The sequence below is a fragment of the Myxococcales bacterium genome, assembly GCA_012517325.1.
GTDB lineage: Bacteria > Lernaellota > Lernaellaia > Lernaellales > Lernaellaceae > JAAYVF01.
Window position 1 is genome coordinate 32,740 of the sequence record JAAYVF010000011.1, and the last position, 20,288, is coordinate 53,027.

17 protein-coding genes are annotated in these 20,288 nt (G+C 63.6%); 5 read left to right on the forward strand and 12 right to left on the reverse strand.

Annotation, left to right across the window (positions count from 1 at the left end):
* Positions 1 to 37: 37 nt before the first annotated feature.
* Genes secD through recJ form a run of 3 tightly spaced genes read left to right on the forward strand, consistent with a single transcriptional unit; the run spans position 38 to position 4,363 of the window.
* On the forward strand, positions 38 to 1,621 hold the full coding sequence (gene secD / locus GX444_02750) for a protein translocase subunit SecD (GenBank protein ID NLH47502.1): 1,584 nt from the start codon (positions 38 to 40) through the stop codon (positions 1,619 to 1,621).
* 9 nt (positions 1,622 to 1,630) lie between these two features.
* Positions 1,631 to 2,623 carry a protein translocase subunit SecF gene (gene secF, locus GX444_02755; GenBank protein NLH47503.1) on the forward strand — a complete coding sequence of 331 codons (993 nt, stop codon included), beginning with the start codon at positions 1,631 to 1,633 and terminating at the stop codon, positions 2,621 to 2,623.
* A gap of 21 nt (positions 2,624 to 2,644) precedes the next feature.
* Positions 2,645 to 4,363, forward strand: coding sequence for a single-stranded-DNA-specific exonuclease RecJ (gene recJ / locus GX444_02760; GenBank protein ID NLH47504.1), 1,719 nt, complete (start codon positions 2,645 to 2,647; stop codon positions 4,361 to 4,363).
* A gap of 60 nt (positions 4,364 to 4,423) precedes the next feature.
* Here recJ and GX444_02765 read toward each other — a convergent pair whose 3' ends face one another.
* From GX444_02765 to mtnA, 6 genes are all read right to left on the reverse strand, one after another.
* Positions 4,424 to 5,470 (reverse strand): DUF4384 domain-containing protein, encoded by a 1,047-nt coding sequence (locus GX444_02765; protein NLH47505.1) that lies wholly within the window; start codon positions 5,468 to 5,470, stop codon positions 4,424 to 4,426.
* Between the two features lie 78 nt (positions 5,471 to 5,548).
* Positions 5,549 to 5,794, reverse strand: coding sequence for a hypothetical protein (locus GX444_02770; GenBank protein ID NLH47506.1), 246 nt, complete (start codon positions 5,792 to 5,794; stop codon positions 5,549 to 5,551).
* Positions 5,778 to 6,878: an RNA-dependent DNA polymerase gene (locus GX444_02775; GenBank protein ID NLH47507.1), complete on the reverse strand. Its 1,101-nt coding sequence runs from the start codon at positions 6,876 to 6,878 to the stop codon at positions 5,778 to 5,780. Before GX444_02775 ends, GX444_02770 begins: the two co-directional genes overlap by 17 nt.
* The gene (avd, locus tag GX444_02780; protein NLH47508.1) at positions 6,871 to 7,215 is read right to left on the reverse strand and encodes a diversity-generating retroelement protein Avd; all 345 of its coding nucleotides are present in this window, start codon (positions 7,213 to 7,215) and stop codon (positions 6,871 to 6,873) included. The genes GX444_02775 and avd overlap by 8 nt, the downstream gene beginning before the upstream one ends.
* A 3-nt stretch (positions 7,216 to 7,218) precedes the next feature.
* Complete coding sequence (locus GX444_02785) at positions 7,219 to 9,102, reverse strand: SUMF1/EgtB/PvdO family nonheme iron enzyme (protein ID NLH47509.1); 1,884 nt, start codon at positions 9,100 to 9,102, stop codon at positions 7,219 to 7,221.
* Positions 9,103 to 9,232: 130 nt separating this feature from the next.
* On the reverse strand, positions 9,233 to 10,267 hold the full coding sequence (gene mtnA, locus GX444_02790) for an S-methyl-5-thioribose-1-phosphate isomerase (protein NLH47510.1): 1,035 nt from the start codon (positions 10,265 to 10,267) through the stop codon (positions 9,233 to 9,235).
* A 128-nt stretch (positions 10,268 to 10,395) separates the two neighbouring features.
* Here mtnA and GX444_02795 point away from each other — a divergent pair, with 128 nt between their 5' ends.
* Entirely contained in the window at positions 10,396 to 12,582 is a 2,187-nt protein-coding gene (locus GX444_02795; GenBank protein ID NLH47511.1) for a hypothetical protein, read from the forward strand.
* A gap of 36 nt (positions 12,583 to 12,618) precedes the next feature.
* Positions 12,619 to 14,367, forward strand: coding sequence for a 4-hydroxy-3-methylbut-2-enyl diphosphate reductase (ispH, locus tag GX444_02800; protein ID NLH47512.1), 1,749 nt, complete (start codon positions 12,619 to 12,621; stop codon positions 14,365 to 14,367).
* Positions 14,368 to 14,376: 9 nt separating this feature from the next.
* Here ispH and GX444_02805 read toward each other — a convergent pair whose 3' ends face one another.
* From GX444_02805 to GX444_02830, 6 genes are all read right to left on the reverse strand, one after another.
* Positions 14,377 to 15,558, reverse strand: coding sequence for an iron-containing alcohol dehydrogenase (locus GX444_02805; protein ID NLH47513.1), 1,182 nt, complete (start codon positions 15,556 to 15,558; stop codon positions 14,377 to 14,379).
* Between the two features lie 29 nt (positions 15,559 to 15,587).
* Positions 15,588 to 16,124, reverse strand: coding sequence for an SCP2 sterol-binding domain-containing protein (locus GX444_02810; GenBank protein NLH47514.1), 537 nt, complete (start codon positions 16,122 to 16,124; stop codon positions 15,588 to 15,590).
* 205 nt (positions 16,125 to 16,329) lie between these two features.
* On the reverse strand, positions 16,330 to 17,586 hold the full coding sequence (locus GX444_02815) for a TRAP transporter large permease subunit (GenBank protein ID NLH47515.1): 1,257 nt from the start codon (positions 17,584 to 17,586) through the stop codon (positions 16,330 to 16,332).
* A complete protein-coding gene (locus GX444_02820) occupies positions 17,583 to 18,110 on the reverse strand; it encodes a TRAP transporter small permease (GenBank protein ID NLH47516.1) in 528 nt (175 codons plus the stop codon). The genes GX444_02815 and GX444_02820 overlap by 4 nt, the downstream gene beginning before the upstream one ends.
* A gap of 6 nt (positions 18,111 to 18,116) precedes the next feature.
* A complete protein-coding gene (gene dctP, locus GX444_02825; GenBank protein ID NLH47517.1) occupies positions 18,117 to 19,133 on the reverse strand; it encodes a TRAP transporter substrate-binding protein DctP in 1,017 nt (338 codons plus the stop codon).
* A 4-nt stretch (positions 19,134 to 19,137) separates the two neighbouring features.
* Positions 19,138 to 20,001 carry a hypothetical protein gene (locus GX444_02830; protein ID NLH47518.1) on the reverse strand — a complete coding sequence of 288 codons (864 nt, stop codon included), beginning with the start codon at positions 19,999 to 20,001 and terminating at the stop codon, positions 19,138 to 19,140.
* Between the last annotated feature and the right edge of the window lie 287 nt (positions 20,002 to 20,288).

Here is a 20,288-nt window from a genome sequence, read left to right on the forward strand (position 1 = left end):
GCTTTTTTTCGTTTCACACGGGTAGGAAACAGTTGAAATGAAGGACTATCGAATTCTGATCATTCTGGCGCTGACCGCCGTCTGTATCGTCTTTCTGATACCGACGGTCACCGGTTTCGAGGCCAAATGGTATCCGGCGCAGCCGATCAACCTCGGCCTCGATCTCCAGGGCGGGATGCACGTGGTGTTGCACGTCGACGTGGAAAAGGCCATCTCCGACGAGTACGGCCACCTGGCGCAGAGCAACATCCCCGAGGTTTTCAAAGACAAGAACCTGGCTTTCGAGAAAGCCGTGGTCAGTTCGGACGGCAAAAAACTGACCATTCAGTTCGCCGGAGAAAACGACCGCGCCTCGGCTCAGCAGTTCCTCACCGCCGAATGGACCCGCTTCAAGGTGACGACCGAAGAGGCCGAGGGCAAGCCGGCCCTGGCCCTGACGCTCAGCGACGACGAAGTCAAATACCTGCGCGACAACGCCCTGAAACAGGCGCGCGAAACCATCAACAACCGCGTCGATGAATTCAACGTCCGCGAACCCGAAATCTACACCCAGGGCAAGGACCAGATCGTCGTTCGGTTGCCGGGCGTCGTCGATCCGGGCCGGGCCAAGAAGCTCATCGGGCGCACCGCCGCCCTCGAATTCAAACTGGTGACCGGCGAAGCCACCTTCGCCCCCACCAAGGAAGCGTTGCTGGCCAAGTTCAACGGCAAAATCCCCGACGGCTACGACATCTACCCGAACAAGGACAGCCGCACCGGGCAGGACGCCTTTTACGTCATGCGCAAGACCCCCGACCTGTCCGGCGCCTACCTGACCGACGCCCGGGTCGGTTACGACCAGTACCAGAACCCGGCCGTCGACTTCACCTTCAACGAGGAAGGCGCGGCGAAATTCGCCGCGATCACCGGCGCCAACATCGACAAGCAACTGGCGATCCTGCTCGACGGCGTCGTTTACAGCGCCCCGGTCATCCGTTCGCGGATCAGCAACCGCGGCCAGATCACCGGCGAATTTTCGCGCGAGGACGCGCTGGACCTGGCGATCGTGCTGCGCGCGGGCGCCTTGCCCGTGCCGGTGCGCATCGACGAAGAACGGACCGTCGGCGCGACCCTGGGCACCGACTCCATCCATAAAGGCGTCATCAGCTTTATCGTCGGCGGCATCGCGGTCATCCTGTTCATGGCCGTTTACTACCGCAAAATCGGCTTCTCCGCCGACCTCGCGTTGATCCTCAACGTGTTGATGATCCTGGCCGGTTTGTCGATGTTCGGCGCCACGCTGACCATGCCCGGCATCGCCGGCATCATTCTGACGATCGGCATGGCGGTCGACGCGAACGTCATCATCGACGAGCGCGTCCGCGAAGAGTTGCGCAACGGCAAGACGCCGACGGCGGCCGTGCGCACCGGTTACGACCGCGCGCTCTGGACGATTCTCGACTCCAACATCACGACCCTGGTCGCCGCGGTGGTGCTCTATCAATTCGGTACCGGCCCGATCAAGGGTTTCGCGGTTACGCTGACCATCGGTCTGATCTCCAGCGTGTTCACCTCGATCGTGGTGACCCGCGTGATCGCGGAGCGGTTGGCGAAGACTTCCAAGGACTATTTGAGTATCTGAGGTAAAATCATGGCGAAGACCAATTTCTTCGAAATCATACCGCAGGGCACGAAGTTCGACTTCATGCGCGCGGGAAAAATCTTCATTCCGCTGTCCGCCTTGCTGGTCGCCGCGTCCCTGGTGATCATTTTCACGAAGGGCTTCAACTGGGGCATCGACTTCGCCGGCGGCCTGGAAATGCGCGTCGAGTTCAAGGGCGCCGCGCAAAACGTGCGAATCGGCGACATGCGAAAAACCATGGAAAACCTGCCGCCCGACCTGCCGTTGCAAGGCGTCCAGGTCACCAATTTCGTCATGCCCGGCCGCAACGTATTTTCGATCAAGGCCAAGGGCGAGGAAAACGTCACCCGCGCCGGCGGCGACGCCGCGCTACAAGACCTGGCGAGCAAGGTGTTGACCTTCCTCGAAACCAAATACGGCAAGGGCGACGTGGTCGTCGTCTCGACCGACATGGTCGGCCCGCGCGTCGGTTCCAGCCTGCGCAAACAGGGTTTGTACGCCATCATCTACGCGATGATCGGCATTCTGGTGTACGTCGGCTTCCGGTTCAACTTCAAGTACAGCCCGGGCGGCGTGATCGCCCTGGTCCACGACGTCATCATCACCGCCGGCATCTTTTCGTTGTTCAGCCGGGAAATGAACCTGGTGATCGTCGCGGCGTTACTGACCATCGCCGGTTACTCGATCAACGATACGATCGTCATTTTCGACCGGATTCGCGAAGGCCGGGCCGGCCGCTATCGGGCCATCCCGCTGCATCAGGCGGTCAACAATTCGATCAACGAAACGCTCAGCCGCACCGTGCTCACTTCCGGAGTCACGATGTTGGTGGTCATCGCCCTGCTGTTCCTCGGCGGCGAAATCCTCTTCGATTTCGCCTTGGCGATGACGATCGGCATCGTCATCGGCACCTACTCCTCCATTTTTATCGCCAGCCCGATTTTCGTGATGCTGGAGGACATCTTCGCCGCGCGACGGAAGGCCAAGGGGGCGGCCCGCTAGCCACGAGGAGCGGCCCAAACGGTGCCCATCAACCGCAAGCGGTGGGTTTTCGCGGATGAAGATCCGCTGGCCGAACGCCGGTTGCGCGATGAACTGGGCATCGGCGCGGTCACCGCGCGAATCCTCGCCAGCCGCGGCCTGATCGAACCGGCGGTCGTCAAACGGTTTCTCCAACCGCGCCTGGCCGATCTGCCCCATCCCCATCAAATGGCCGGCGCCGCAGCCGCCGCGCGCCGCATCGCCGACGCCTTGGAGCGCGGCGAAAAGATCGGCGTGCACGGCGACTACGACGCCGACGGCATCACCGCAACCGCCCTGCTCGCCGATTTTTTCAATCGCCTGGGCCATCCGATCGAACCGTACATTCCGCGGCGGTTGGATCAGGGCTACGGCTTCGGCCCCGATTCCGCGCGCGAACTGGCCGACCGCGGCGTCAAGCTGCTGATCACCGTCGACTGCGGCGCCAACGATCACGACGCGGTGCGGGCCGCCAACGAGCGGGGCCTCGCGGTGATCGTCAGCGACCACCACGAGATCGCCGGCCCCCTGCCCCCGGCGGCCGTGGTCATCAACCCCCACCGGCCGGACTGCGGTTTTCACGCGGAACACCTGTCGGGCGTGGGCATCGCGTTTTTTCTCGCGGCGGCGGTGCGCCTCGAATTGGCGGGCCGCGGCTGGGCGGCGGCGGACGACTACGATCTGAAGAGCGTGCTCGACCTGGTCGCGCTGGGCACGGTGGCGGACATCGTGCCGCTGGTCGGAGTCAACCGCATCCTGGTGTTCCACGGCCTGGAACTACTCAACCAGGACCGCCGGGCCGGGCTGACCGCCTTGCGCAAGGTGGCGGCGGTGCAGACGCCGGTGCGTTGCGGCGACATCGGCTACCGGCTGGCGCCGCGCATCAACGCCGCCGGCCGGCTGGGCGACGCGGCGGTGGGACTGAACCTGCTGCTGACCGACGACGAGGCCGAAGCCGGGCGCCTGGCGCGGCTGCTGCACGAGGAAAACGCGCGCCGGCAGTCGATCGAAAGCGCCATTTTCCAGCAGGCGCAAAAAATGTTCGGCCAGATTGCCCGCGCCGAGCGCTTGCAATCGATCGTGCTGGCGCACCCCGATTGGCACCCGGGGGTGATCGGCATCGTCGCCAGCCGGATGGTCGAAATGTTCAACCGGCCGACCATCCTGATCAGCGCCGTGGGCGACGTCGGCCGCGGCTCCGGCCGTTCCCTGCCGGGATTCAACCTGTATGAAGCCCTGCAGGCGTGCGAGGAACATTTGGAGGGTTACGGCGGGCACGAGCAGGCGGCCGGCGTGCAAATCAAGCTCGACCAGATTTTCGAATTCGCCAAGGCCTTCGATCAATACGCGCGGCGCACCCTGCAGGCCGAGGATCTCGTGCCCAAGCAGCGCGTCGACGCCTGGTGCGAAATCGACGAGGTCACCGAAACCCTGGTGCGCGAACTGGGTTCGCTGGCGCCGTTCGGCTTCGGCAACCCGGAGCCGGTGCTGGCGGCCCGCGACGTCCGCGTCCTCAACAAGCAACTGGTCGGCGGCGAACACCTGAAACTGCGGATTCCCTGGCGGAAGACGGCGCTGGCGGTGATCGCCTTCGGCCGCGCCGAACTGCTCGAACAGCTCGGCTCGCGCCTGGACCTCGCCTACTCGCCGGAATTCAATTATTACGGCGGCGTCGAACACATCCAACTGCGGGCGCGGGATATCGTCATCCCGGATCTATAGCCGGCGGCAATCATTTTCCGCTACCGCGAGCGGATTGTTACGCCTCTTGAGCTTCTCACCTCACTTCACCGTCTTGAGTTCGAACTCTACCACCACCTGCGGCGTCGGGTTTTGGATGCCGGTTGCGCTGCCGAAGCCAGGCCCCTTGGTGAGCGGCGTGCAGCCCTGCGGTTTGGGCACGAAGTGGAACGGCGCGGCGGTGGTAGCCTCGACGCGGATCACGTCCGCCGCGCCGATGGGCTCGCTCACCTTGAAGTGGGTCCCCTGGGGCAATAGCTCCGCCGAGTAGGTGTACCCCGCCTTGAACAGCGCCGACTGCCGCGTGCCGGTCATATGGTTGGGGTAATACTGGCAGACGTTGCCCAGCCCCTTGGTCTCGGCCGTGACGCGCACGTAGGCGTCGGCGCTGGCGGAAACGTACACGTCGTACTCGTCGCCGAGCTTGAGCGCCGTCTGGCCCGGGATCACCGGCGTACCGTCGCTCTTGCGCACCTCGACCTGGAGCGTCAAGCCGTTCGCCGTGGCGGGGATCGGCTTCGCCCCCGCCAGCATCCAGTCGTACTGATTCGCGGAGTTGTCGGCGTAGCCCACGGGCTGGAGGTAGACGACCTGCGGGCCCTCCTTGACATAGCCGACCTGACCGCTTTCGTCCTTGACTTTCAGCCAGCCGCCGACCTCCTTGGCCAGAACGAGCAGCTCCTTGCCCATCGCCAGCACGCCGTCGGCCTGCCGCACCTCGGCGTCGCCGAGGCCGAACAGCTTCATGAACCAGCTCACTGCCTTGGCGATCACGATCTTCCCGAAGGGAGTGGCCGCAGCGATCATGATCGGCAGGAACAGGCCCTTGGTCTTGGTCTGCTGGAGCGCGTCGGCCTGCACGTAGCCGGTCTTGCCGTCCGGCGTTTGCACACGCCAGTACGTTCCCGCTTGATGCGTGACCTCGACGATCGCGCCGGATGCGAGGCTGGCCACCGGGGCGTCGGTTGCGCCAGGCGCGGCGAGCACGGCCGTCGACTTCGTCGCCGTGAAGGGCGCGGCGAAGGCGAGGCTGGCAAATAAAAACACGGCGGCGACGGTAAACACGCTGACGAGGGTTTTCCGCTTCATCACGATCTCCCCACTACAAAAAACACCATATCATCTTTATAAGTAAGCGACTCCGCGGGCGACGTTCGGCCGTTCGGCCTACCGGCCGCCCGGGAGTCCGGTCTCTTCGGCCTGGCCCGTCGACCAGCCCGGGAAAGGGCCAGGACTGCGGCGGTGCGCTTGGGCGATAATCCATCGCTCAACTCCGACCGGCCTCTCGGCGCGGATGCAGTCCCGGGAACATCGGAACCCCTTGTTGTTGTTCGTATTCGTCGGTTGATTCCTGTTCCGATTCGACGCGCGCACATTCCTGGGATTATTGTTCCAGCTACCACCCCGAAGCACGCGGTTCGATTGCGGCCCTCCCCCCTTTTACAAAAACGAACGACGGGAGCAACTCCTCCCGCAGCCGGTAGCTATCGGCATAGGATGCGTGCGCGAGCCAGGATGCCAAGGAAGCGCGCACGCGGTCGATGGTCACCCGCCCCTCGGTGTAGTCGTCTTGCAGCGCCCGCATCCTTTTTCCGAATCGTTTCACGTTCTCCCGCCGCACCCGCACCCGATCCGGCAGGTGCCGAAAGCCGAGGAACTCGATCCCCTCCCGCGCGGTGTAGATGCGGCTCTTGCCGTCGTGAAGGCGCAGCCGGTGCCCGCCGAGGTAGTCGATGATCGCGGCGCGCACCTGGTTCAGGCGCGCTTTGTCGTCGGCGAACACGCAGAAGTCGTCGACGTACCGCAGGTAAGAACCGGCGCGCAGTTCCTCGGTCAGCCAATGGTCGAAGTCGTTCAGGTAGAGGTTGGCGAAAAACTGGCTGGTGAGGTTGCCCACCGGGATTCCCCGACGGCGTTTGTGCGGCGTGAAGAGGTCGTCGCCGGAGAAGAAAAATCGAGGGGCCGTCTCGTTGAAGTCCCGCGAGCCGACGATCTTCTCCAGCAGCCGCAGCGCGTCACGGTCGGCGACCTTGCGGCGCAGCTTACCCAGCAGGATCTCGTGATCCATGCTCTGGAAGTATTTGCGGATGTCGCACTTCAGGACATACCGATGTTTGGCCAGGAAACCCCGAAAGCGAAACAGCGCCGCGTGCGTACCCTTACCCTTGCGGCAGGCGTAGGCGTCGTAAATGAACATGGGGTCGAACAGCGGCTCGATCACGTTCATCACGGCGTGGTGGACGACCCGATCCCGATAGGGTGCGGCGGAGATGAGCCGCTTCTTGGAGTCCTTGACGATAAAGTCCCGATACGGCCCGGGCTCGTAGTCGCCGGATCGCAGTTCGTCTTGGAGGCGAAAGAGGTTGCTTTCCAGCTCGAAGTTGAAGGCCAAGGCGCTCGGCTTGTAACGGCGGCCGGTCTGCGCCTTTTTCGCCGCCAGCAGCAGGTTCTGGAAGTCGGCGATTCGCGGAAACAGGTGCTTGAAGGTCTTAGCCATCGCCACTCGCCTGCTTGCGCCAACCGCCGAGTTGTTGCCCGAGGTCGGTGAGAATCCCCATGACGTGCTCGTAGCCCTTGTCCGACAGGGCTCCGAGTTCCCGCGACAGCCGCAGCAGCATCCGCAGCCGCTCCAGTCGGATGTTCGCCTCGTCCAGTAGATCAACCTTCTTTTTCGTATAGGCGGCCTGCACCAGCAACTCCAGCACGGTCAGCACGTTGTCCGCGATCCGGTCGCCCAGCGTAAACTTGTGGTCGCGCGGAAACTTCGCCAACCGCACCAGCACCTCCTTGGCCAGATCGTACGCCTTCTGGATCGCCGGAAGATCTTTCTTCATCGTCTATGACTCGCTTTTTCGTAGCGAACAGGGCTTCGCCCTGTACCTACCAAAGAGGGCTGCCCTCTTTGGAATCTCCCCAGGGTAAAAGGGTAAAAGAGCCCAAGAGTAAAATTCAGTCCCGGGAACATCGGAACCCCAGGAGGTGGTCGTATTCGCCGGGCGATTCCTGAGCCGATACGACGCGCGCACATTCCTGGGATCAAAGTTCCAGCTACCACCCCGAAGCACGCGGAGCGAGTTATTTTTAGTGTTTACGGGATTGCGCTCCGGCATTTGCGAGTACCAGTTTTCATCGTACCAGTCCTGATTCCACTCCCACACGTTGCCCAGCATGTCGTACAGGCCATAGGCGTTCGGCTGCTTCTGGCCCACCGGGTGCGTCTTGTTGCCGGAGTTGCCGCCGTACCAGGCAACGTCATCGAGGTTCCCGTACCGCGCACCGGTCGTGCCGCCCCGCGCCGCGTACTCCCACTCCGCCTCCGTCGGCAGGCGCTTGCCGACCTTCGCGCAGTAGTTGCTGGCGTCGTTCCAGGAGACGTTTTCCACGGGGCAGTCGGCGCAGTTCTTGAAGGAGCTGGGGTTCGTGCCGGTCACCCGCTGGTACTCCGACTGCGTCACCTCGTATACGTCCATGTGGAAGGCATCCACGTAAACATTCTTGGCTGGCTTTTCGTCGCTTTGACAATCCGAATCCCCCGTCGAGCAGCCCATCGTGAACCAGCCGCCGGGGATCCACGCCATGCCCTCCGGCGCATCGGCTTGGTTCAGCCATCCATTTACCTCGTCATACCAGGGGTTATCGCTTTTGTCGCCGTAGTCCGAAAGAAATTTTTGGTACAAGGCCTTCTTGGTGCTTTTGTTATACGAGGCGCTTTCCTTGTATTCCTTTACCTTCGAGTAGGCGCTCTGTGCTGCTTTCTGCTTTGACCTTTTCACCGACTCGGCGGCTTCCGCTTTTTGCTGCTCGGCCTGCGCGAGGGCGTCGTAGCCCGACAGATCGGGGACCGGTTCGGGCTTTACAGCCACGGGTGGCGGGGGAGCTGAACCGCCGTATTGAAACACCATCTGGCTCGTGCCGTCCCACCAGCCGAACGAGGGCGACAGCCCAGGCACCTTGGCCGGAATCTGCGCTTGAAGGTAAGTCCCCACCTCGGCGAAGGTGACATAGCCGTCCCGCTGGCCGCCCACGCCGTCGGCGCTGCCGTTGATGGCGTTGACGAAGTCGTAGGAGAACGCGCCGTCGGGCGTCGGCTGACCGGCGTCACCGGCGGTGAGCACGTTGATCGCGGGCTGCCCGAGGAAGTAGTTAACGTTGCCGGTCATCGTGCCGCTCTTAGTCAACGCCGTGCCGGAGAAGCAGGAGTCGAAGATGACCAGCACGTGCTTGGCGGGAATCTTGTTGTTGATCTGCCCGCGCAGGGCGTCCATCGAGATGTAGCTGGACCAGTCGTCGGTGCCGCCAGTCATGCGGCCGTCGGCCGGAATAATGTAACCGAGCTGTCGGCCGCTACGCGCAGCCACCTCGGTCTGACCGTGACCCGAGTAGTAGAAGATGAACCGGCCGTTCTTGCCGACCTTCGCGGGGATGACTGTCTCGATCTGCCGCATGATGTTCGCGCGGCTCGCCTGCGTGTCAGTGAGTTTGATGACCTCGAAGCCCTGCGCCTGGAGCGCCTGCGCCACGCGGTTGGCGTCATTGCGCGGCTCGGTCAGTGACGACCAGCCGTTGCCGTACTGGCTGATCCCCACGACCAGCGCGACCGACCGGTCGTACCATTGACCGCCGTTGGCCGTGGAAAAACCCGGGCCCTTGTTCTGCGCCAGTGCGGCGGAGATCAACACCACGAGGGCGAGGCCCAGAACCGCGATTAGTCTCTTCTTCATCGTTACACTCCACGAGGTGGCGGTCAAAAGCTGGGGTTACCTGGTTGCTATTAGGTCAGAATGATACACCTCAAGCGGGGAAAATCCATCCGTAAGCGTACTCGACGATACCGACCGGTCGGCGGGGGTTTTACTTTTCGAACAAGCGCGGCAGCGATTCGTTAAACGGCGGATAAGCGACGCCCTTTTCGGTGATGATGGCCGTGATCAGGTCCGCCGGCGTCACGTCGAACGCCGGGTTGCGCACCGGTACGCCGGCGGGCGCGATCTGGAGGCGGTCGAAAACGTGCGTCACCTCGCGCGCCGGCCGTTCCTCGATGGGAATCCGGGCGCCGTTCGGGCAGCGGAGATCGATCGTCGAGAGCGGCGCGGCGATGTAAAACGGCAGGCCGTGGCGTCGGCACAGCACCGCGACCATGTACGTGCCGATCTTGTTCGCCGTGTCGCCGTTGGCCGCGATGCGGTCGGCGCCGGTCACCGCCAGGTCGATTTCGCCGCGGCTCATCAGATGGCCGGACATGTTGTCGGCAATCAGCGTCACCGGAACGCCGTCGGCGGCCAGCTCCCAGGCGGTCAGCCGCGCGCCCTGCAAAAACGGCCGCGTCTCGTCGGCGTAGACCATCGCCAGTTTGCCGGCCGCGTGCGCCGCGCGCACGACGCCCAGCGCCGTGCCGTAACCGCCGGTCGCCAGCGCGCCCGCGTTGCAGTGGGTCAGCAGGCGGGCGCCCGCCGGCACCAGCGCGGCGCCGAACGCGCCCATCGCCCGGCAGGCCGCCACGTCTTCTTGCCGGATGAGGTGCGCGTCTTCCAGCAAAGCTTCCCGCACCGCCGCCGGCCCCGCGGCCCGCGTCCGGCGGAACACCTCGCGCAGCCGTTCGACGGCCCAGGCCAGGTTGACCGCCGTGGGCCGCGCCCGGACGAACCGGTCGCACAGTTCGTCCCAGGCGGCGTCGAAACGCTCGTCGGGCGCCTGCCGCGCGCCGAGCGCCAGGCCGTACGCGGCGGTGTCGCCGATCGCCGGGGCGCCGCGCACGACCATGTCGGTGATGGCGCGCGCCACGTCGGCCGCCGTGGCCAGGCGCAGGTAGGTTTCCTCGAGCGGCAGTTTCCGTTGATCGAGCAGGACCAGCGCATCGCCGTCCCAGCGCAGGGTATCAAAACTCATCGCGACCTCGTGCGGTTGTGGATGGATTGAGTATCCGGCGCGGCGGCGGCCTGTCAACCCAATACTGTTTGGCGCGGGATTTGGGTATAATGCGGCGGCTAACCTTTTGACCGGCAACGAGGTGGTTCATGAAAAAGTTCGGCGCCCTCGGACTGATCCTCTGGCTGTCGCTCGGCTTGCTGTCCGCCTGCTCGACCGGCGACGATGACGACAACGATTCCCGCCTCGATGACGATACCGTCGACGACGACGATGACAATGACGACAACGACGATAACGACGATAACGACGACAACGACGACAACGACGATAACGACGATAACGACGACAACGATGACAATGACGACAACGATGACAACGACACCACTCCTTACTGGGCCGACGGCGAGGATCTGGGCGCCGTGTCGCTGGACGAATACCGGCCGCTCGGCGACCAGGGCCTGAACGAATGGGAATGGGACGCCGGCCTGACGGCCAAGGACGCGCTGCTCGCAAGCGGCAGCGTCAAATGGGTCGCCACGCTGGATGTCGAGAACAACCAATATTACCTGTGGCACCACGACGGCGAACTCGTCTTTACGCGGACGTTCGGCGCGGACGGCTTGGAATTCGACCTCGTCAGCCAGACCGGCCCCGACCCGTTCCCCAACCAGGATCCGTTGTTCGCCGACGACTACGACGCCGAGCTGGCGCTGTTCGAAAATCCCGACAACATCCAGCTGCCCGAACACGGCTACGACACCGACGACCCGCGCGTCGGCTGGATTCTCGACGACCAGGCCTGCTACCCGGACGCGCTGCGGCGCATCGCCCAGATTTTCGATTCGCCCGAAGGACCGGACCTCGCTTTTGACGTGCATGCCTCGCACGGCAACGGCACCGGTTCGCACGGCAACCTGGGGCTGATGCAAAGCCGCTCGCCGCTGCTGTTTTCGGGCGCCGGCATCCTCGCCGGCGAGGTGATCGAGGCGGCGGCGCGGCAGGCGGATATCGCCCCGACGGCGATGGCGCTGTTGGGGGCGGACGTGGTGGAGGGCATCGACGAACGCGGCCACCGCGTCACCAACAACTTCCTGCCCTGGCAGGACGGCCACGCGCTGGCGGAAGTGCTGACCGATCCCAGCGTGCAGGGCCTGGCCGATCAGGTGGTCCTCTTCGTTTTCGACGGCCTGGCGGCGAACGAGCTGTTTTACCATTACGATCATCAGGGCGGCGGCGGTTGGGATCTGCCGAATTTCTTTTCGCTGATCGACAACGGCGTTTATTACCGCGGCGGGGCGATCGTCGGCTGGCCGAGTTTCTCGCTGCCGGGCCACACCTCGGTCAGCACCGGCGTCTATCAGGGCCACCACCAACTGCTGAGCAACGACAACTATTTGCGCGTCAGCGGCGAGATGTTCAGCTACGACTGGTTCGTCGACCACGTGCAGGAGTTGCTGCAAGATCCGTCGATCGGCCTCGCCTACTACCTGAAATTCTACGGCGACGAGCGCGGCATCGAAAACATCTACCAGGCGGCGCATCGCAATTTCGGCGACTGGGACCTCGAGCATCCGGGCACCTGGGGCAAGGCCTACACCGCGAGCGTCAACGACCTGTCCTTCTACGCGGCCGACTACAGCTTTTATTCGCTCTTGGAACTGATCGCCGGGATCCTGCCCAACGGCGACAAGTTCGATCCGCAAGTCTACTCGCTCGCCGACCTGAGCGTGCCTATCCAGGTGGACCTGATGTTCCTCGACCCGACGCACCAGGCGCCCAAAACGGCGATCATGTCCTTCTACACCACCGACCACCAGGGCGAAGCCAACGGCCCGCACAGCGAGGGCTTGCGCACCGAACTGGTCAACATCGACCGTTATCTCGGCTTGATTTTCGACGCCTACGAAAAAGCGGGGATTCTCGACCGGACGGCCTTCATCCTCACCAGCGATCACGGCATGGAATTGTTGCGCCCCGGGGTGTTCGTCGACTGGCGGCCGGGATTGCAGAGTTCCGGCGTCAAATATTTCGCGCTCGGCGGCCAGCAACTGCTGTTCCTCGAGGTCATGCGCGTCGTTCCCGATCCAGCCGCGGTGCCGGCCGGCTCGCCGGTGGAGATCACCGTGACGGTGACCAACGACGACGACGATCTGCCGGTGGTCGGCGCGGCGCTGAGCCTGACGGGCGGCGACTGTGCCCCCTGCACGGCCACGACCGACGACGCCGGCGAGGCGGTTTTCACGGTCACGCCCGCGGCGGGCGAAAATCTGCAATTGCAGGCGACGCACGGCGATTTCACGCCGGCGACGGCGACCGTTGCGGTTACCGATTAGCCGCCTTATCGTTGCCTTCAGGAGGCGCGACCGCGCATGAAATTCATTCTCGCCCAAAGCGCCGGTTTCTGCTTCGGTGTGCGCCGGGCCGTCGACCTGGTGCTCGCCGAAAGCGCGGCGCAGCACGGCGGCATCACCACCTACGGGCCGCTGGTGCACAATCCGCAGGTCATCGAACTGCTGACCCTGCGGGAGGTGAACTGCGTCGACAACCTCGATCTGATCCGCGAGGGAATGGCGGTCATCCGGACCCACGGCGTGCCGCCCGAGGCGGTCGACGACCTGCGCGGACGCGGCCTGGAAATCCTCGACGCCACCTGTCCGAAGGTGCGCGCCGTTCAGAAAGTCATCGAAAAACACGCGACGGAAGGCCGGACGATCGTCATTTTCGGTGAACGCGAGCACCCCGAGGTGGTCGGGCTGGTCGGGGCGGCGCGCGGCCGGCCGTGCCATGTCGTCCTCGACCCGGAACAGTTCGACGCGCTGGGCTTGCCGCCGGAAACGCCGCTGACCCTGGTGGCGCAGACGACGGCCAACCGGCAGCGCTTCCTTGCGTTCGTCGCGCACGCGCAGGCGCGCCATCCGCAGTGCGACGTCCGCCACACGATCTGCGACGCCACCGAGACGCGCCAGGCGGAAGTCCGCGAACTGGCGAAACAGGTGCAGGCGATGATCGTCGTCGGCGGCCGCAACAGCGGCAACACCCGGCGCCTCGCGGCCATCAGCCAGGACCTGGGCCTGCCGACCTGGCACGTCGAAACGGCCGACGAACTCGACGGGCTGGATTTCTCGGCTTACGACAAGGTCGGCGTCACCGCGGGCGCCAGCACGCCGAGTTGGATCATCGACCGGGTGATGAACCGCCTGAACGAGATGGAAGAGGAAAAGTCGCGGCCGTTGCTGGCGTGGAGCCGTCGCCTGATCGAGTCGCTGACCTCGATGCACTTCACCACGGGGCTGGCGGCCGGTTCGCTGGCGTACGTCGGCGCGGTGCTGATGGGCCTGGATTTCCGCCTCGATTTCTTCCTGCTGGTCGGCTGCTACGTCCTGGCGATGCACGTGCTCAACCGGTTCGCCGAAACCGGGGTCGACAAGTTCCGCGACGACCCGAAGCGGCAGGTTTTCTACCGCCGCCATTCGTCCGGCTTGTGGACCCTGGGCATCGGCGCGGGGCTGCTGTCGATCCTGCTCGGTTTTCAGCTCGGCGTCATTCCGTTCATCTTCGTGCTGATCGCCTCGATCATCGGGGTGCTGTATTCGGTGCGGGTCGTGCCGAAATCCTGGATGGGGTTCCTCGGCTTCCGCCGCCTGAAGGACATCGCGGCCAGCAAGAACTTTTTCGTCGCCTCGGCCTGGGCGCTGGTCAGCATTTTCCCGCTCTTTTTCGTGACCGCGACCCACGATTGGGGCCGGCTGATCCTTTCCTTCTTCTTTCTGTTCGTGGTCACCGGCATCCGGTCGGTGTTGCTCGACCTGTCGGACATGACCTCCGATCGGCTGGTCGGCCGCGAAACCATTCCGCTGGCCCTCGGCCCGGATCGCACCCGCCGGCTGGTGACGGTCGTGGTCACCGGTCTGACGCTGGGCTTGTTCGCGACGGCGGGCTTGGGCTGGCTGCCCGGGCTGGCGTGGTTGTTGGGATTCTGGACCCTGTTCGAACTGTTGTACTTCCGCTATTTCTACCGGTCGCGGAAATTGCCGACGCTGACCCGCGACCTATGGGTCGATCTGCATTTCATCGCCGCCGGCCTGCTGGCGCTGGGTTGGCGGCTGCTTAATGCTTGAAGCCGGCCCTCAAAAAGACTGTTGCAGCAGGAACAGCGCGTCCTCGTAAGTCAGTTCCACCGGATTGTAGTTGGCCGAACCGTCGTTGACGGCCGTGCGGGCGATGACCTCGAGCTGGTCGCGGCCGACGCCCGCCTCGCTGAGCGTCAACGGCAGACCGCACATATCGTGCAACCGGCCGCGCAGCATGCGCACGGCCTGGATCGCCTCGCGGGCACGCTCGCGCGGTTCGGCCGCCGGATACTTGACGGCCATCGGGCCGACGAGATCGGCCATGCTGGCGATGGTTTTGGGCAGGTTGTATTCCATGCCGTACGGCAGAAAGATCGAGTTGGCGACGCCGTGCGGCACGCGGGCCACGGCGCCGGTCGCGTGCGCCAGCGCGTGCACCACGCCGACCATGGAATTCGAAAACGCGACGCCCGCCATCAGGGCGGCGTTGGCCATCGCCAGGCGGGCCGTTTTGTCGGCGCCCTTGTGCACCGCCGTCGGCAGGTACTCGAAGACGATCTCGATCGCCGCGATCGCCAGCGCGTCGGAAAGCGGGTTTTTCTGCAGGTTGCAATAGGCCTCGACGGCGTGGGTCAACGCGTCCATCCCCGTCGCGGCGGTGATTTTCGGGGGCATGGTCTTGGTCATGTGCGAATCGATGATCGCCAGGTGCGGATAGAGGCGGTCGTCGACGAACGGCATTTTGACTTTCTTGTCGACATCCTTGATGACCGCCACGCAAGTGGCTTCCGACCCCGTGCCGGCGGTGGTGGGCACGACGATGAGTGGCCGCATCTTGGCCGTCAGCCGGTCCATGCCCTGGAACTTCATCAGGTCGTCGGTGCCCTCGGAAATCACGATGTTCGCGCCCTTGGCCGTGTCGATGACGCTGCCGCCGCCCACCGCCACGAAACAGTCGCAATTCTGCCGGCGAAACAGGGCGGCCACATCGTTGACGACATGGTTGCTGGAGTCGACCGGCGTCTGGTCATACGTCGCGCCCACCGCGCAGTGCGAACCGCGCATCGCCTTCTCGACCAGCGGCAGCAGGCCCGCGGCCTGCACGCCCTGGTCGGTGACGACCAGCGCCCGGCGAACCCCGAGCAGTTCCATCTCGTAAGGCAGATGCGACAAGGCCTTGTGGCCGCAGATGATCTTGACCGGGCAGAAAAATTCGTAAAACGACGGAATCGACTTCATGATTCGTCTCCTGGCTCCGCGGGGGCGCGTTACGCCCGCCGGGCTATTTTGGTCAGCAACGCCGGCGTCAACCCGGCATAGATTTTCGCCTTGATCCACAGCCGCTGGGCCGAGACCGCGGGCGGTTTTTTGTAGGTTTTCATCACGATGAAGCGGGGAAAAACGTACGCCTGAACGATGCTCAGGGCGCGGGCGATTTTCATGCTTTCGGAGATGTTGCCGCGAATGATGAACCGTTTTTCGGCGGCCGCGGTATGCGTGCCGATCTGGCCGGTAAAGACCAGCATCGCCGCGTCGAGATTCTTAAACAGAATGGCGACATCGGGATCGCGCATGCCCAGCCCCAGGTATTGGGCCTCGCCGTTCGCGCAACGGATGGAAATGTACGGGCCCTTGGGCAGGATGCCCATGGAGAACACCTCGCCGTTGCGCCAGCGCGACAGTTCCTCCCGCAATTCGGGGTCGTACCTGGCCGCCAGTTCGAAGGCCACCCCCACCGCGACCAGCGCCGACGAAGCGACGGCCGACTTGGCCAGATGGGAAACGGATATGTCGGAAAAATTCATCGCCGCGATCTCCCGATCCGTTCGCTACGGTTCGAATGGTTTTTCGTTGCACCGGAAACCGGAATGTTGAAAAGCGAGGTGAATGTAGCACTGGGCACCGGGTTTTTTCAATCCCGAATCACCTGGTGAACCTATTGTTAAATAATGACAAATGCGGCATTTTTCTTCGATATTCGGACCGGCTGAAGGATCGCGTTTCCGCGTTTTACATTCCCGCCAGGGTCAGCGAAATCGCCGGAACGTAGGTGATCAACAGCACCACCAGCAGCAGAATCAGGATAAACGGCACCGAGGCCCGGTAGAGTTTGACGACCGGCTCGTTGAACCGATAACTGGCGATGAACAGGTTCATTCCCACCGGCGGCGTGTTGTAACCGATCTGCATGTTGGCCAGGAAAATGATTCCCAGGTGGATCGGATTGATACCGTAATTCGCGGCAATCGGTAGTAGCAGCGGGACGATCAGCACGATCGCCGAAAAGATGTCGAGCAGGCAGCCGAGGATCAGCAGGAACACGTTGAGCAGCATGAGGAACGTGTACTTGCTGCTGATGTGCTGCCGGACGATCTCGAACAGCTTCATCGGCACCTGCTGGTCGATCAGGTAGTTCGTCGACGCCAGGCTGGCGCCCAGGATGACCAGGATGCCGCCGACCAGCGTCATGCTGCGCGCCATCACCGACGGCAGCTTGCGCAGCGGCACTTCCCGGTAAATGAACACCTCGACGATCAGCACGTAGAAGGCCGTCACGGCGGCGGCCTCGGAAATCGCGAAATAGCCGGAGTAGATGCCGCCCAGAACCAGGAACGGCAGCGGCAGTTCCCACGCGGCGCTGCGCATCGCCCGGCCCAGCGCCGCCCACTCGAACTTTCGGAGCGGAATCTTGGCCCGCTGCGCGACGTACATGCCGTAGGCCGACAGCAACACCACCATCAGCAGCCCCGGCGCGATGCCCGCCAGAAAAAGCTTGTCGATGCTGGCCTCGGCGACGACGCCGAACAGAATCAGCGGAATGGCCGGCGGAAACAAAAGCCCCAGGCTGCCCGTGGTGGTGATCGCGCCCAGGCTGAACTTTTCGGGGTATTTCTCGGCGAGCAGCGCCGGGTAAAGCAACGAGCCGAGGGCGATGATCGTCACGCCCGACGCGCCGGTCAGCGCGGTGAACGCGGCGCAGACCGACATCGTCACGACCGTCAGGCCGCCGGGCATCCAACCCAACGCGGCGCGCGACAGCTCCAGCAGCCGCTTGGGCGTGCCGGATTCGCCCATCAGGTACCCGGCGAAGGTGAACAGCGGAATGGTGACCAGCACCGGCATGTCCACGATGCGGTTGATCTCCAGCACGACCACCGAGATGTCGATGCCGCCGGTGTGAAAACCGTTGAGCGCGCTGGCGGCGATGACGATAAAAAGCGGAGCGCCCAGAATCGCGGCCAACAACAACAGCAGTGGAATCATCATGACGGCGATCCCCCCGCTTTCTCGGCGGCCTGCACGCCGCGCACCGCCTGATGCAGATGCCGGCCGGCGTGGAACAGGAACCGCAGACCGATGATCGCCAGGCCGATGGGTAGAATCACCTCGGCCGCCCAGTTCGGCACCGGCCCGAAAGCCAGTTCGCCGCCGGCCATTTCATCGCGTAAAAACAGCACCCCGGCGTAAGCCAGCAGCAGGCTGACTCCGCCGGCGAACAGGTCGGTCACGACCGCCACCGCCGCCTTGCCGCGCGGCGGCAACAGGTGCGACAGCAGGTCGACGGTGATGTGATTGTATTCGCGCGTCGCGACCATCGCGCCGAAAATCGCCACCCACAGAACCATATATCGCAGGAAGGCGTCGGCCCAGATCAGGCTGACGCCGAAGAAATTGCGCAGGACGATCTGCCCGAACGCCAGGACGATCATCGTCAACAACAACAGCGTCAGGACCAGTTCTTCCAAACCGTGCAGCAGGCGCAGCGCCAGCGGCTTTTCCTTCTTCTCCATCGGCGATTATTTCCCTTGGCGCACCGTTTGGGTGATCGACCGCACCTCGGCCACCAACGCCGCGGTGAACTGGCCTTCCCTCACCAGCGAGTCGATCGTCTGGCTGGCGATCGTTTGCATCCGCGGCAGGTTGTCGGGTTGGATTTTCACGAACTGGATCCCCTGGCGTTTCAGGGTTTCCAGCGCCCGTTCGTTGTCGATGCGGTTTTGCACGTCCACCCGTTTGAGGTTGCGCACCAGGATTTCGCGCACGACCGGCTGATCCGCCGCCGGAATCTGGTTCCAGGCCTGCTTGGTGAAAGCCAGCGTGCCGTAGGAATACAGCAAGGGGGTTTCGGTGAGGTACTTCACCTTGGTGAACCACTGCAGCACGACCGTGCCCACCGGCGAACTGCTGACGGTATCGAGCAGGCCGGTTTGCAGGCCGGTCAACACGTCGGACAAGGGCAGCGGCACCGGCGGCACACCGAGGGCCTTAAAGGCCCGCTGGCCGATCGGATCGCCTTCGGGAATCCACACCTTGTGGCCCTTGAGGTTTTCGAGGGTGGTGATCGGCGAGTTGCTCATCATGTAAACGAAGCCCGCCTCCATGATGCCGGTCGAAACGTAACCGGCCGCCTCGAGGCCCTGATTGAGCCGCGGCTCGATTTTCGCCCGCACCATGTCCACTTCGCGGTAATCCTGGAACAGCAGCGGCAAGCTGAGCACCTGGTAATCGCGGTAGACGGTCGAAACGCCGCCGGCGGTGAACGTCGAGCCGTGAATCTGGCCGGTGCGCATTTTGCGCAGCACGACCGAATCGTTGCCCATCACGCCGCCGGGGTAGACGCGCAAGCCGACCCGCCCCGCGGTCCGCTGTTCGATTTCCTTGGCCGCCGCGTTCATCGCGTTGGTCAGCGCGGAGTTGTCGGGGGAGATGGTGGCCACCTTCAGCACGAACGAAGGCGCGGTCCGGCCGGGCATGGCCAGGACGAGAGTCGCGAGGAGCGCCACGGCAAACAGGGTTCCAAACCAGCGTTTCATGAGCTCATCCTTCCTGATCGAAAATCGTCGCGGCCTCGGCCAGCAGTTTTTCGGCTTGCTGCCGGGCCAGGGTATTGACGAGGGTCAATTCGGGAACGACGTCGGCCGGGGTGTCGAGCACCCGGTGCAACAGTTTTTCATAGAGTTCGCGATCATAGACGACTTTCGCGTAGTTTTGCGCGTAATACACGAAGGCGAGCAGGAACTTCCCCTGGGAAAGTTCGATCGCCCGTTCGAAATGCGCCTTCGCCTCGTCGGGTTTGCCGCCCAGCGCCGGCGGCAGGATGCCGGCGAGCACGCCCAGCAGCAAATGGCCGGCCCCGTAATAGTAGCCCTCGTCCAGCGCCAGCAGGCGTTCGGTGAGCAATTTCACCTTGGAGATTTCGGCCAGCCGGTCCCAGTTGCCGGAATCGGCCTGGATAATGCCGACCCAGGCGCCGATGACCAGATACAACAGTTCCTCGTCGCCGGCCTGAAACTCGTCGGCCACCGGCGCGAATTCGGGATATGGTTTATCCCAAAGCGCGCCGAATTTCGGTTTTTTCAGCGCGGCGGCGCGGAACGCGTAATCGCGGGCGCGCCACGTCAGCCGCTTGGCCCGCGCCGGATCGTCGCCCAGGACGAACGCGGAGGTATACGACGAATACAGGCGCGCCGCCGTGGCCAGGGTTTCCGGATCGTTCGGGGAATTTTCGACCAGGCCGTCGGCCAGCAGCAGGTAGGCCGGCGCGCCGTCGCGCACGGTTTGCGGATCGTTCTGCTTCTGGATCGCCGCCGAGAGCCCGTCGATCATCGGAGCCGTCGCCTGCCGCACCAAACCGCCGCAGCCGGCCACCGCCAGGCAAGAAACAAGGACGATCAGACCCATGGCGGTTCGTCGCCCGGCGCGACTCCGACCATGGTTCGCCGCTGCCATCACCGTTTACCCCTTGGCGCAAATAATTGCGATCGCGATCGAATAACGATTTCGCTTGAAATTAGTCATATTTTCCCGCGCTGGCAAGGCTTGCCGGGGAATGTGTATTAGCTTAGCGACTTTGTCCCCTGTAACTGCTTAGCGATTATGTCCCCCATGAAGAAGGACATGATTTCGATGACTCCCAAGGAGTTACAGCGGATGAGGTTGCTGGTCTGCGTCCTGGAGGGGCAGCTGCC

Bases quoted from the DNA above. Each gene is read 5' to 3' on its own strand.
- GX444_02765 (NLH47505.1), bottom strand. From the start codon at position 5,470: ATGAAGCGGAAAACCCTCGTCAGCGTGTTTACCGTCGCCGCCGTGTTT.
- avd (NLH47508.1), bottom strand. From the start codon at position 7,215: ATGAAGAAAGATCTTCCGGCGATCCAGAAGGCGTACGATCTGGCCAAG.
- dctP (NLH47517.1), bottom strand. From the start codon at position 19,133: ATGAAACGCTGGTTTGGAACCCTGTTTGCCGTGGCGCTCCTCGCGACT.
- GX444_02810 (NLH47514.1), bottom strand. From the start codon at position 16,124: ATGAATTTTTCCGACATATCCGTTTCCCATCTGGCCAAGTCGGCCGTC.
- GX444_02820 (NLH47516.1), bottom strand. From the start codon at position 18,110: ATGGAGAAGAAGGAAAAGCCGCTGGCGCTGCGCCTGCTGCACGGTTTG.
- ispH (NLH47512.1), top strand. From the start codon at position 12,619: ATGAAATTCATTCTCGCCCAAAGCGCCGGTTTCTGCTTCGGTGTGCGC.
- GX444_02775 (NLH47507.1), bottom strand. From the start codon at position 6,878: ATGGCTAAGACCTTCAAGCACCTGTTTCCGCGAATCGCCGACTTCCAG.
- GX444_02785 (NLH47509.1), bottom strand. From the start codon at position 9,102: ATGAAGAAGAGACTAATCGCGGTTCTGGGCCTCGCCCTCGTGGTGTTG.
- GX444_02805 (NLH47513.1), bottom strand. From the start codon at position 15,558: ATGAAGTCGATTCCGTCGTTTTACGAATTTTTCTGCCCGGTCAAGATC.
- secD (NLH47502.1), top strand. From the start codon at position 38: ATGAAGGACTATCGAATTCTGATCATTCTGGCGCTGACCGCCGTCTGT.
- GX444_02815 (NLH47515.1), bottom strand. From the start codon at position 17,586: ATGATGATTCCACTGCTGTTGTTGTTGGCCGCGATTCTGGGCGCTCCG.
- mtnA (NLH47510.1), bottom strand. From the start codon at position 10,267: ATGAGTTTTGATACCCTGCGCTGGGACGGCGATGCGCTGGTCCTGCTC.
- GX444_02795 (NLH47511.1), top strand. From the start codon at position 10,396: ATGAAAAAGTTCGGCGCCCTCGGACTGATCCTCTGGCTGTCGCTCGGC.
- GX444_02830 (NLH47518.1), bottom strand. From the start codon at position 20,001: ATGGGTCTGATCGTCCTTGTTTCTTGCCTGGCGGTGGCCGGCTGCGGC.
- secF (NLH47503.1), top strand. From the start codon at position 1,631: ATGGCGAAGACCAATTTCTTCGAAATCATACCGCAGGGCACGAAGTTC.